Origin of the sequence: Luteimonas chenhongjianii (genome assembly GCF_002327105.1) — a bacterium.
Taxonomy (GTDB): Bacteria; Pseudomonadota; Gammaproteobacteria; order Xanthomonadales; family Xanthomonadaceae; genus Luteimonas; species Luteimonas chenhongjianii.
On sequence record NZ_CP023406.1, the window covers coordinates 1,279,766 to 1,291,756 of the forward strand.

General features: G+C 69.7%; 11 protein-coding genes. 2 read left to right on the top strand and 9 right to left on the bottom strand.

Features of this window, described 5'->3' with window-relative positions; genetic code table 11:
• Nucleotides 1-7: 7 nt before the first annotated feature.
• The 8 genes from rsmA to CNR27_RS05835 all read right to left on the bottom strand — a co-directional run bounded on the left by rsmA (nucleotide 8) and on the right by CNR27_RS05835 (nucleotide 8,254).
• Complete coding sequence (rsmA, locus tag CNR27_RS05800) at nucleotides 8-817, bottom strand: 16S rRNA (adenine(1518)-N(6)/adenine(1519)-N(6))-dimethyltransferase RsmA (protein ID WP_096297344.1); 810 nt, start codon at nucleotides 815-817, stop codon at nucleotides 8-10.
• A gap of 34 nt (nucleotides 818-851) precedes the next feature.
• On the bottom strand, nucleotides 852-1,193 hold the full coding sequence (locus tag CNR27_RS05805; RefSeq protein WP_096300349.1) for a tRNA-binding protein: 342 nt from the start codon (nucleotides 1,191-1,193) through the stop codon (nucleotides 852-854).
• Nucleotides 1,190-2,173 carry a 4-hydroxythreonine-4-phosphate dehydrogenase PdxA gene (gene pdxA, locus CNR27_RS05810; RefSeq protein ID WP_096297345.1) on the bottom strand — a complete coding sequence of 328 codons (984 nt, stop codon included), beginning with the start codon at nucleotides 2,171-2,173 and terminating at the stop codon, nucleotides 1,190-1,192. The genes CNR27_RS05805 and pdxA overlap by 4 nt, the downstream gene beginning before the upstream one ends.
• A 1-nt stretch (nucleotide 2,174) precedes the next feature.
• Nucleotides 2,175-3,488 carry a peptidylprolyl isomerase gene (locus CNR27_RS05815; RefSeq protein WP_096297346.1) on the bottom strand — a complete coding sequence of 438 codons (1,314 nt, stop codon included), beginning with the start codon at nucleotides 3,486-3,488 and terminating at the stop codon, nucleotides 2,175-2,177.
• Nucleotides 3,485-5,953, bottom strand: coding sequence for an LPS-assembly protein LptD (gene lptD, locus CNR27_RS05820; protein ID WP_245815762.1), 2,469 nt, complete (start codon nucleotides 5,951-5,953; stop codon nucleotides 3,485-3,487). The genes CNR27_RS05815 and lptD overlap by 4 nt, the downstream gene beginning before the upstream one ends.
• Nucleotides 5,954-6,096: 143 nt before the next feature.
• Nucleotides 6,097-7,008: a histone deacetylase family protein gene (locus tag CNR27_RS05825; RefSeq protein WP_096300351.1), complete on the bottom strand. Its 912-nt coding sequence runs from the start codon at nucleotides 7,006-7,008 to the stop codon at nucleotides 6,097-6,099.
• Between the two features lie 45 nt (nucleotides 7,009-7,053).
• Nucleotides 7,054-7,605, bottom strand: coding sequence for a cob(I)yrinic acid a,c-diamide adenosyltransferase (locus tag CNR27_RS05830; RefSeq protein ID WP_096297348.1), 552 nt, complete (start codon nucleotides 7,603-7,605; stop codon nucleotides 7,054-7,056).
• Between the two features lie 52 nt (nucleotides 7,606-7,657).
• Nucleotides 7,658-8,254 carry a DUF6580 family putative transport protein gene (locus CNR27_RS05835; RefSeq protein ID WP_096297349.1) on the bottom strand — a complete coding sequence of 199 codons (597 nt, stop codon included), beginning with the start codon at nucleotides 8,252-8,254 and terminating at the stop codon, nucleotides 7,658-7,660.
• Between the two features lie 39 nt (nucleotides 8,255-8,293).
• Here CNR27_RS05835 and ubiH point away from each other — a divergent pair, with 39 nt between their 5' ends.
• Nucleotides 8,294-9,550: a 2-octaprenyl-6-methoxyphenyl hydroxylase gene (ubiH, locus tag CNR27_RS05840; RefSeq protein WP_096297350.1), complete on the top strand. Its 1,257-nt coding sequence runs from the start codon at nucleotides 8,294-8,296 to the stop codon at nucleotides 9,548-9,550.
• Nucleotides 9,547-10,725: an FAD-dependent oxidoreductase gene (locus CNR27_RS05845; protein ID WP_096297351.1), complete on the top strand. Its 1,179-nt coding sequence runs from the start codon at nucleotides 9,547-9,549 to the stop codon at nucleotides 10,723-10,725. Before ubiH ends, CNR27_RS05845 begins: the two co-directional genes overlap by 4 nt.
• 295 nt (nucleotides 10,726-11,020) lie before the next feature.
• Here CNR27_RS05845 and CNR27_RS05850 read toward each other — a convergent pair whose 3' ends face one another.
• Entirely contained in the window at nucleotides 11,021-11,956 is a 936-nt protein-coding gene (locus CNR27_RS05850; protein WP_096297352.1) for a DUF808 domain-containing protein, read from the bottom strand.
• Nucleotides 11,957-11,991 lie beyond the last annotated feature (35 nt).

The following is an 11,991-nucleotide window of genomic DNA, read 5'->3' on the forward strand; positions in this document are numbered from 1 at the left end:
GCTTCGACTACGCCGCTACCGGATGGTTCGCCAGCCGCACGAAATCGGCGACCGACAGCTGCTCCGCACGCAACTGCGGATCGATGCCTGCGGCGGCGATGGCATCGCTGTCCATCAGTGTCGAGACCGCGTTGCGCAGTGTCTTGCGGCGCTGTCCGAACGCGGCGCGCACGATGTCGGCAAAGCGGCGTGGATCGACGATTCCGATCGTCTCGGCCGGACGCGGGGTCAGCCGCACGACGGCCGAGTCGACCTTGGGCGCCGGCCGGAACGCGCCGGGACCGACGACGAACAGCATCGTCACTTCGCAATAGGCCTGCAGCATCACGCTCAGGCGCCCGTAGACCTTGCTGCCAGGGCCCGAAGCCATGCGCTCGACCACTTCCTTCTGCAGCATGAAATGCATGTCGGTGATGGCCGCGGCGTGGTCGAGCGCGTGGAACAGGATCGGCGACGAGAGGTTGTAGGGCAGGTTGCCGACCAGCCGGATCGGCGCGCCGTCCGCGAGCGCCGTGAAGTCGACATCCAGCACGTTGGCGTGGATGAGGGTGAGCGCGCCGTGCGGCGCCGCCTGCACCGTCAGTGGCTCGAGCAGGTCGCGGTCGAACTCGATCGCGGTCAGCGCGCCGTGGCGCGCCAGCAGCGGGAATGTCATCGCGCCCTGACCTGGTCCGATCTCGACGAGTCGCTCCCCGGGCTTCGGATTCACCGCTTGCACGATGCGATCCACGACGCCTCTCTCGTGCAGGAAGTTCTGGCCGAGCGATTTTTTCGCCGGCTCGGAGAAAGTGCCGGGAGTTGCAGGGGAACGCGTCATCGTGGGAACAGCCGTTGCGGACGAATGGGAAGGCTTACAGCAGGCGCGTGCCGGGGGCGACATCGCCGTCGGGAATGCACAGTCGGACATGGCCGTCGGCGTCGTGGAAGCCGGTGACCAGGCATTCCGACATCAGCGGCCCGATCTGCTTGGGCGGGAAATTGACCACGCCCACCACGAGGCGCCCGACGAGGGACTCCGGCGTGTAGTGCGCGGTGACCTGTGCGCTGGACTTGCGCACGCCGATGTCGGGGCCGAAGTCGACATGCAGCACATAGGCGGCACGGCGTGCAGCCGCGAACGGCTCGGCGGAAATCACGCGGCCGACGCGCAGGTCCACCCGCATGAAGTCGTCCCAGTGGATCGTCCCGCTCACCGGCCCGCCATACGGTTGCGGCCCAGGCGCGCGCACTGGTCGATGGCCGCGAACAGGCTGGAGGGATCCGCCCGGCCGCTGCCGGCCAGCTCGAGCGCCGTGCCGTGGTCGACCGCGACCCGTGGGTAGGGCAGGCCGAGGGTCATGTTCACCGCATGCTCGAAGCCGCTGTACTTGAGCACGGGCAGGCCCTGGTCGTGGTACATCGCCAGCACCGCATCCACATTCGCCAGCCGTGAGGGGAGGAAAGCGGTGTCCGCGGGCAGCGGCCCTTCGAGCATCAAGCCGCGCGCATCACGCAGGTGCGCCAGTACCGGCTCGATGGTCTGCAGCTCTTCATGGCCGAGATGGCCCGCTTCGCCCGCATGCGGGTTGAGCCCCAGCACCGCGATGCGCGGGCTCTCGATGCGGAAGTCGCGGCGCAGCGCGCCATCAAGGATGCCGATGACCCGCTCCAGCAACGGCGCGGTGATCGCGTCGGGGACCGCGCGCAGCGGCAGATGCGTGGTCGCGAGCGCGACCCGCAGCAGCGGATTGGCGAGCATCATCACGACCTCGCAGCCAGCGTCGGTCGCCAGCAGCTCGGTGGTCCCGGTATAGGCCACCCCGCCGGCGTTGATCGCGGCCTTGTGGACAGGTCCGGTGACCATGCCATCGAAGTCGCCCTGGCGGCAGCCCGCGGCTGCGAAGAGCAGGCCCTCGATGATGCTGCGCGCATTGCGCGGATCCGGCCTGCCGAGCGCAGCCGGGGCCAGATGGGGGATGTCGATCAGGCGCAAGGTCCCGGGGGCCACGTCGATGGCATCGGGATCGGTGAAGGCGATGGGCAGGCCGATCGCATCGGCCGCGCGCTGCAGGCTGTCACGATCACCGATGGCGACCAGCGTGCAGTCGCTGGCGCGCCAGGCGGCGCGCACGCACAACTCCGGGCCGACGCCGGCCGGTTCGCCCGGGACCAGCGCCAACCGCGGACGGGTCATTTCAGCCGCCGATCTCGGGGTCGCGATTCGGCCCGACGCGCACGCTCACGTAGGCCTCGCCGCGCAGTTCGCGCACGTAACGGTCCCACTCGTCCTCGAGCTTGCGCTGGCCGATGGCCTCGCGGACCTGGGCGCGGCGGTTGTCGGCGTTGCCGGCGGTCTGGCGCGTGGCCTGACGCTGGACGATGTGCCAGCCCGCCTGGGTGCGGAAGGGCTGCGACACGTCGCCGTCGCCGATCGCCGCGACCTGGCTGCCGAAATCCGGGCCGAACTGGTCCTGGGTGAACCAGCCCAGATCGCCACCGCTGGCCTTGGTGCTGGCGTCGTCCGAGTTCTCACGGGCAAGCTCGGCGAAGTCGGCGCCGCCGACGATGCGGGCACGCAGGCTGTCGGCGCGGGCCTTGGCCGCGGCATCGTCACCCGGCTGCGCACGCAGCAGGATATGGCGCGCCTGGAATTCAGTGACCGAGCCGGCCCCGGACGACTGCGCAGCATCGCGCCGGTCCACCAGCTGCAGCAGCTGGAAGCCGCTCGGGCCGCGGATCGGGCCGATGATCTGACCGGGCTGCAGGTCGGTGACCGCAGTGGCGAACGCAGCCGGGATCTCGTCGGCGCGGCGCCAGCCAAGATCACCGCCTTCGAGGGCGTTGGGGCTGTCGGAATAGCGAACGGCCGCGGCGGAGAACTCCATCTCGTTGCGGTCGAGCAGCGACTTGATGCCGTCGATCTTCTGCTGGCCGGTCTGGATCTGCTCGGGTGTCGCGCCTTCCGGCAAAGCCACCAGGATGTGCGCCAGACGGTACTGGGCACCGGTGGCCTGTGCCGACAGGGCGGCTTCGACCTCGGCGTCGCTGACCGAGATGCGGGTCTGCGCGAAGCGCTGGCGCATGCGCTGGATCAGCAACTCGTCGCGCAGAGAGTCGCGGAAATCGTCGAAGGACATCCCGTCGCCGGCGAGCTGGCGGCGCAGCTGGTCGATCGTGAAGTTGTTCTGCTGGGCGATCGCGGCAATCGCCTGGTCGACGTCCTGGTCGCTCACGCGCACGCCGGTGCGCTGGGCGGTCGCCGTCTGCAGGCGCAGCGTGATGAGGCGCTCGAGCACCTGACGCTCGAGGATATCCTGCGGTGGCAGTTGGTCCTGGCGCGTCGCGTACTGGCCACGGATGTTGGCCACGGCGCGCTCAAGCTCGCTGGCGAGGATCACGTCCTCGTCGACGACGGCGGCGATGCGGTCGAGTGGCTGCAGGTCCTGGGCGCTCGCGGACGCTGCGAACAGCGCGGCCGCGGCAGCGAGGGAAAGGATGAATGTCTTCATTGGCTCAGGCCGGGGGTGAGGGTCTCATCGTCGTCGCTGTTGCGCAGCTCGGACGGCGGCACGAGATAGAGATCGTCGCGGTAATAACCGAGAATAGCACGGCGCAAACGGTCCTCCGTGTTCGGTCCGGCAGAGCCCAGGCCCTTGAGTTCGAGCTCGAACATGATCGCGTTGTTCAGCTCACCCTGGCGATTGCGCAGGTAGCGGCGAGCGACGACGCGGGCCGCCAGGCAGCAGCTGTCCCACTGGACGCCGGCGATCGCTTCGAGCAGCCGGTCGTCGGTGAACGAATAGTAATAGCGTCCGACCACGCTCCAGGCCGGGCTGACCGGATACAGGAACGACAGGTCGACCTGTTCGATCAGCTCGGCGCGGCGGCGATAGGCGAAATTGACGATGCCCTCCTCGCCGATCAGGTAGCGCGTCCGCAGCGACATCAGATCTTCCCGGCGGAACTTCGGATCCCACTGGTAGGCGCCGCTGACCGTCCAGCGGTCGTTGATCGCATAGGTGGCGTCGGTGACCCAGGCCGAGCGGCCCTTTTCGACCTCGGCCTCACCCGGAAGAGTGACCCGGGAATCGGACAGGTAGACGATCTGACCGAGGCTTGCGGAGAGCTTTTCGCGTCCGTCCGATTCGCGGATCAGCCGCGTGCTCATGGCCATCGTGATCTGGTTGGCGTCGGCCTGCCGGTCGGCGCCAGAGTAACGGTTGTCGCGGAACAGCTGACCCCAGCCGAACGTCAACGGGACAGTGTCGAACACTGGCAATGCGGACTGGTCGCGGTAGGGCGAGTGCAGATAGAACACTCGCGGCTCGATCGTGTGCAGGTAGTCCTCGCCGCGCCAGCGGGTGTTGCGGTCGAAAAACAGGCCTGCGTCGATCGAGCTGATCGGCTGGCTGCGGCTGGGTGAGCTGTTGCGGTACAGCGCGAGCGTGTCGGCGGGAACGGCCTGGTCCCCCGGGATTCCGAGTTCGGCGCGGGCGCGCTGCGCGGCGATCTGGTCGGTAAGTTCGCGGTCAAGCGAATACGCGGTATGGCGCCAGGCGAGGGTCGGACGCACGAACCAGGCCGCGCCCTCGAACGGCAGCGACACATAGGGCTTGATGTCGACCCGGCTGCCGCCCGGTCGCACGACAGGATCCAGATGCGAGAAGCGGGTGGCGGTGCTGTCGACGCCGGTAGTGATCCAGCGACCGTACGGCCGTTGCCACGTGAAGGACGCATGCGGCAGGCGGTTGTAGGGAAGGATCCACTCCGGCAGCGTGTAATCGGTCAGCAGCTGATAGTCGGCGAGCACGCTCGCGTTCCAGTAGCCCAGATCCCCCGATGTGCCCTGGCCGAATACGCCGATCTGGCTCTGGGCGCTGATCGCCGAGCCGGCGTCGACGTTGTTGCTCGCGTCCTCCAGGTAACGCGGATCGCTCATCCAGGTGAGGTTGGTGCGCCCCTGCCAGGTGGGGTTGATGTCGAGCGAGCCGCCGAAGTTTAAGAAGCCGCGGTCGTCCTTGCGCCGGTTCTCGACGATCGGTACTTCCTCGGCCTCGCGCTCCCGCTCGCGCTCCGCCAGCTTGTCGGACGGCAGGTAGGCGGCATCGAGTTCACCGCGCGCGCGGCTGGTCTGGAAGCGGAACTCGGTGCCCAGCTGCACGCCGCGCCGGCTCATGAAGCGCGGTTCGAGCGTCATGTCGTAGTTGGGCGCGAGATTGAGATAGATCGGCTGGGTGTAGTCGAATCCGTTGCGACTGGACTGCGAGATCCGCGGGAACAGCAGACCGGAGAGCCTGCGCTCGTCGATCGGGAAGCGGAACCACGGCACGTACAGCACCGGTACCTTGCCCACGCGCAGGGTCGCATTGCGCGCGGTGCCCATGCCCATGTCGGTATCGATGTCGATCTGGCCCGCCCGTAGCTCCCACCACCGGTCGCTGGGGGTGCATGTCGAATAGGTCGAACCGAGCAGCGCGCCGACGGCGCCGTCCATGCGGATGTGGTCCGCGCCACCATTGCCCCGCCGCTCGGTGAGCTGGTAACGGACGGCATCCATCCGGTAGGACTCGGAGATCGTGTCGCCTTCGACACGGTCGGCCACAACGCGCATGCCGCGGTCCTGGTACCGCACGTTGCCGTTCGCGACAAAGGTGCCGTCCTCCTGGGAGAACTGCAGGTCGTCGGTGCCCAGAAACTGGTCACCGCGGCGCAGGGTCACGTTGCCGCTCACGTTGCCGGTGAAATCGGAGTCCATGCCCGACAGGCCATCGAGGGCATCGCCATCGATGTCGGTCGGCTGCCGCTCGCGATCCTCGACCGTGCCGACTGGCGCCTGAGCGTCGGCGAACGCCGGCACCGCATCCTCGATCGGGCACAGGGCCCAGTAGTTCGGACGCAATGCATCGTCGGCCTGGGCGGACAGCGACACCGCAATACAGAACGGCAGGGGAAGCAGGCGGAGGGCTGTGCGCACGGTGGGTTCGTTCAGCAGGGGAAAACGGGCGCCAGCATGACCGATCACCGGGACAGCGGCAATGCGCCCCCGTGACAGCTCGTTCACGTTATTTGCGGGTCGAATCACCGTGCTCCGGCCCCCGGTGGGCGCTCCGATCCGCCTCAGGCCGACAGCGCGCGCAGGTGGGCGACACTGCATTCGCGCAATGCCTGCAGGTCGTAACCGCCTTCGAGCATCGAGACCAGCCGGCCCTCGCAGAACCGGTCGGCGAGGGCCACGAGCTCGCCGCTCAGCCAGCCGATGTCTTCGGCCTCGAGCTGGAGCTGGGCCAGCGGGTCCCGCCAGTGCGCGTCGAAACCGGCCGAGACCAGGATCAGTTGCGGTGCGAATGCCTCGATCTCCGGCAGCAGCCGCTCACGCCACGCCTCGCAGAAATGCTGGCTGCCGGTTCCCGGTGCCAGCGGCACATTGACGATGTTGCCCACCCCCCGCTCGCGGCGCGTGCCGGTGTCGGGAAACAGGGGCAGCTGGTGCGAACTGACGTACTGCACCCGCGGCTCCGCCTCGAAGATGGCCTGGGTGCCGTTGCCGTGGTGCACGTCGAAATCGACGACCGAGACACGGGCCAGTCCGTACCGGTCGAGCGCATGCGCGGCGGCGACGGCGATGTTGTTGAACAGGCAGAAGCCCATCGCGATGTCACCGGTCGCGTGGTGGCCGGGTGGGCGGACCGCGCAGAACACGCGAGTGGCGCTGCCGTCGAAGACGGTGTCGACGGCGGCGACTCCGGCGCCTGCGGCATGCAGCGCGGCCTGCGCCGAGCCTGGCGAAAGCAACGTGTCGCTGTCGAGGGGGATGCGTCCCGTGGGGTGCGAATCGAGCACGGTCGCGAGCAGGGCGGGGCCGTGGACGCGCAGCAGCTGCCCCCGCGTCGCGGGTGGCGACTGGCGCAGATCAAGGTCGGGGAACGCGGCCCGCAGCGCCTCGATGACAGCGGCGAGGCGCTCCGGTCGCTCGGCATGGCCCGGGCCGGTGTCGTGGTCCAGGCAGCTCGGATGCGAGAACACCGGCACTCGCCGCTGGTCACCGTCGTCGAAGCCGACCGGGTGGTGCATCGTTCAGCGCCGCCGCTCGTGGTTCCAGAGCACCTCGCCGTGCCCGCTGGCGCGTGCCAGGACCCGGGCCAGCACGAACAGCAGATCGGAAAGCCGGTTGAGATACCGCACCGCTTGCGGGCGGACATCCTCCGCCCTTGCGAGCGCGACCGCCTCGCGTTCGGCGCGGCGGACCACGGTGCGGGCGATGTGGCAACGCGCAGCCGCCTCGCCGCCGCCGGGCAGGATGAAATCCTTCAGTGGCGGCAGGTCGTCGTTGTAGCGGTCGAGCTGCTGCTCGAGACGCTCGATGTCGGCGTCCTCGATCGCGGCATGGCCGGGGATGCACAGCTCCCCGCCGAGGTCGAACAGCTGGTGCTGGACCGTGGTCAGCAGGCTGCGGATATCGTCCGGAACCTCCGCCGCGAGCAGCAGGCCGAGCGTCGAGTTGGCTTCATCGACGGTGCCGTAGGCGGCGACCCGCAACGAGTCCTTGCCAACGCGCGCGCCGTCGCCGAGTCCGGTCGAGCCGTCGTCGCCGGTGCGGGTGTAGATCCTGGAGAGGCGGTTACCCATCGGCGTTCCCGGCTTGAGGACAGGAGCGGTCGGCAGCGCGATGCCGCAGGCGTCAGACCGTCTGTGCGCGCAGCATCGGGATGCGTGCGCGGAGCATCGCGAACCCGCCGAACAGCAGGGCGGAGTAGAACAGCGTGCCGAGCACGGTCCACTTGAAGAATGGCACGGCTGCCACGTAGCACGGCATCAGGCCAGCCATGCAGGCAGCGTGGCCCGGCACCGACATGGCGGTCAGCCACACCGCGAAATTGCTGACCGCGAAGAACACCACCGAACCCGCCAGCGAGTAACCGAGGACCCGCCCGCCGGTGACCCGGCCGCGCAGGCCGTAGGCCAGCACCACGATCAGCGCCATGCAGGCGTAATTGATCAGCAGGCTGGGGGCGTACACCGAGCTCGTGAAGTACTCCATGAATGATCCGCCGCGAACCAGGCCCAGTGCGAGATCCGACAGCGCCATCACCAGCAGTGGCACGGCAACGGCCAGGCCGCGGTGCGCGAAGAAGGCGCCGGCAAACAGGGCGACGGCCACGACAGGCGCGAAGTTGGGCGGCATCGGCAGGAACCGGCTGAGCGCGGCGACGACGATCATCACGGCCAACATCAGCGGACCCGGAGCCAGCAACGCATCGGACAGAGGACGGTTCATCGGGCAGCGTTCGGACAATGGGGGCGTTAGCATAGCGCAATGCCTGAAGATGCCCGGATATCCAGCATTTCCCCGCGTGCCGACGCTGCGTCCGACCGGCACGATGTGCTCATCGTCGGCGGCGGCCTGGTTGGCGCCAGTCTTGCGATCGCGCTCGAGCGCGCTGGCGTCGGTGCCGCGCTGGTCGAAGCGACGCCGCCCGGTGCGATGCCCGCGGTGTTCGACCAGCGCAACCTCAGTTTCGCCGAGGCCACCGTCCATGCGCTCAACGCGCTGGGCGTGCTGCAGAAGCTGCAGGCGCCGGCCGGGCCGATCCGCGAGATCCACGTCAGCCGCGCCGGCGATTTCGGCCGGGTCCGGCTGGCTGCATCGGATTACGGTCGCGAAGCCTTCGGCCAGGTCGTGGTCGCACGGGACTTCGGCGAAGCGCTGGAGGCGCGCCTGTCGGAACTGCCCGCGCTGGTCCGGCACCGGCCCGCGCGCTTCATCGGCTTTGACGGCATCGAGGACGGCTGGCGCGTGGTCCGCCTGGCCAACGCCGATGGCGAATATCGCGTGCGCGCGCGCTTGGTGGTCGGTGCCGATGGCAGCGACAGTGCGATCCGCGATTCCCTTGGAATCGAGGCCGAAGTCCACGACTACGCGCAGACGCTGTTCATTGCGCGCCTGCGCACGGCGCGGGCGCCGGACGGGCGCGCGTTCGAGCGCCTGACCGACGACGGCCCAACCGCCCTGCTGCCACGCGGCGATCGCCACTACGGCCTGGTCCACGGCGTCGCCGCGGCCGACGCTGCGGCGGTGGCCGCGCTGGATGATGCGGCCTTTCTGGCGCGCGTGCAGCGGATCTTCGGCTGGCGCGCGGGGCGCCTGCTCGGCGTGGGTCCGCGCAGCCAGCATTCCGCGCGGCGGGTCGTCGCCGCACGGGTTGTCGATACGCGCGCGGTGCTGGTCGGCAACGCGGCGCAGAGCCTGCATCCGGTCGGCGCCCAGGGCTTCAACCTGGGACTGCGCGATGCGTTGACGCTGGCGGAGTGCATCGCGGGCGCAGGGGATCCTGGCGCGCCGGCACTGCTCGAGCACTACACCGCGCGTCGCCGTGAGGATCGCGAGCGCACGCTGGCGTTCTCGGACGGGCTTGCGCGCATCACCGCCAACCCGGCGGCGCTGCTGCGGCCGTTGCGCAGTCTCGGTCTGCTGGCGATCGATCGCGACAGCAGCCTGCAGGCGATGCTCGCCGGTGGCGCGATGGGCTATCGCGGCGACGTGCCGGCGCTGTGTCGAGGAGGTGCGGCATGAGCCGGCGTGACCGGTGGGATGTCGTCGTGGTCGGCGGCGGCGTGGTCGGCGCCGCCTGCGCGTTGGCCCTGGCCGCACAGGATCTCGATGTCGTGCTGGTCGAGGCGCGGGCGCCCGCGCGCTGGTCGGCGGCGGCGCCGGACCTGCGCGTCTACGCCTTCGCCCACGACAGCGCCGCGCTGTTGCGCGGGATGGACGTGTGGGAGGGGGTTCGCCAAACCCGCGCCCAGCCTTACCGGCGCATGCAGGTCTGGGATGCGGGCGGTGGCAGCGAACTGGTGTTCGATGCGGACGCCCTGGGCATGCGCGAGCTCGGCTGGATCGTCGAGCACGGGCTGCTGGTCGACCGGTTGTGGACGCGGCTCGCGGCAGCCGGTGTCGAGGTGCAGGCGCCGGCCTCGGTCGAAGCGCTGGAGCAGCACGATGACGGCGTTTCGCTGCGGCTCTCCGACGGCGGCCGGCTCGAAGCCCGCATCGCCATTGCCGCCGACGGGGCCGGTTCTACCTTGCGCGGTCTCGCCGGCATCGGCGTGGACGCCCACGACTATGGGCAGGCCGGCGTGGTCGGCTACATCGAAAGCGAAGCGCCGCATCGCGACACCGCCTGGCAGCGTTTTCTGCCGACCGGTCCGCTGGCGCTGCTGCCGGTCGCCGACGGGCGCAGTTCCATCGTCTGGACCGTGCCAGCCGCCGAGGCCGCGCGGCTGGTCGCGCTCGACGATGCGGCGTTCGCGGATGCGCTGACCCGCGCGTCGGGTGGCCGACTCGGCGCGCTCAAGCCGGTGTCGGCGCGGGCCGCCTTCCCGTTGCGGCGTCAGCTTGCCGACAGCCACATCCGTGAGCGGGTGCTGGTAATCGGCGACGCGGCACATGTCGTGCATCCCCTGGCCGGGCAGGGCGTGAACCTGGGCCTGCGCGACGTGATCGGCCTGGCGGACAGCATCGCCGATGCCCGCCGCCGCGGCGCCCGCTGGGACGGCGGGCAGCGCCTCGCGCGCTGGGCGCGCACCCGTCGCAGCGAGAGTGCGGTTGCTGCGCATGCGTTCGAGACGATCAACCGCGCCTATTCGAACGAGGCGTTGCTGCCCGTGCTGCTGCGCAGCCATGCGCTGGGCATCGCGGGGGCGCTGCCGCCGCTGCGCAATCTGCTGTGGAAGCGGGCCGCCGGCGTCTGACCGCCGATGGAGTGGTGGCCACGCGCGGGCGCGTTGGCCATGGCTCACGGCCGGCACGCTGCGAGGTCGTCGCCGGTGTTGTGCCCATCCCAACCCGCGGTTGGCGGCCGATCGTCATCCCGCCGGCTGACCGTTCTCGCGGCCCGGTCACGAGCCGTGGTCGCGATCGGGCCGGGCTGCAGTTGCGCAGGCCATGGCCGGCGGCCGGTGCAACCCGGCCGGCACGGGATGCCGCTGCATATCGGTCCGGCGAAGTGCTGCGCCGGGCGGACCGCTCAGGCGACGCAGGCTGTGCTCAGTGCGCCGCTTCCGGCCTGCCGCGCAAGCGCCGGACCAGCGCGACGACGCCAACCACGAGACCACCGGCCACGACGCCGACCACCGCATTGATTACGGTCGGCAGCATCGCGCCCAGTACCGCGCCGATCTCCGGCAAGGCGCCCAGGCCCGAGGCCGCATCGTCGATCCAGCTCTGCACGTCGTGCACGGCGTGGGTGAGGATGCCGCCGCCAACCAGGAACATCGCCGCCGTGCCGACGATCGCCAGCGCCTTCATCAGCCACGGCGCAACGCCGAGGATGCCGCGGCCGAGCGCCTGCGCCAGGGCCGAGGCGCGGCGGCTCAGGTACAGGCCGGCGTCGTCGAGCTTCACGATCCCGGCAACCAGTCCGTAGACGCCGATAGTCATCAGCACCGAGATGCCGACCAGTACGCCCAGGCGGGTCAGGAAGGCGGCGGAGGCGACTGTGCCGAGGGTGATCGCGATGATCTCGGCCGAGAGGATCAGGTCCGTGCGGACCGCGCCGCGGATCTTGTCGCGCTCGTAGGCGACCGGATCGACGTCCGCCCCGGCGAGGGCGGCCGTGCGCGAGGCCTTGGCGGCATCGTCCTCGGCGCGGTGCACCAGCTTGTGCATCACTTTCTCGAAGCCCTCGTAGCAGAGGAACAGCCCGCCGGCCATCAGCAGCGGCGTGACCAGCCACGGCAGCCAGGCACTGATCGCCAGGGCCGCGGGCACCAGGATCGCCTTGTTGCGCGCCGAGCCCTTGGCGACCGCCCAGACCACGGGCAGCTCGCGGTCGGCATTGACGCCGGTCACCTGCTGGGCATTGAGGGCGAGATCGTCGCCGAGCACGCCGGCGGACTTGCGCGCGGCCACCTTGGTCATCAGCGCCACGTCGTCGAGGACGGTGGCGATATCGTCGAGCAGGGTCAGCAGGCTGGACGCCATGCGCAGAGATCCGGAAGGGAAGGCGCGCGCAGTAT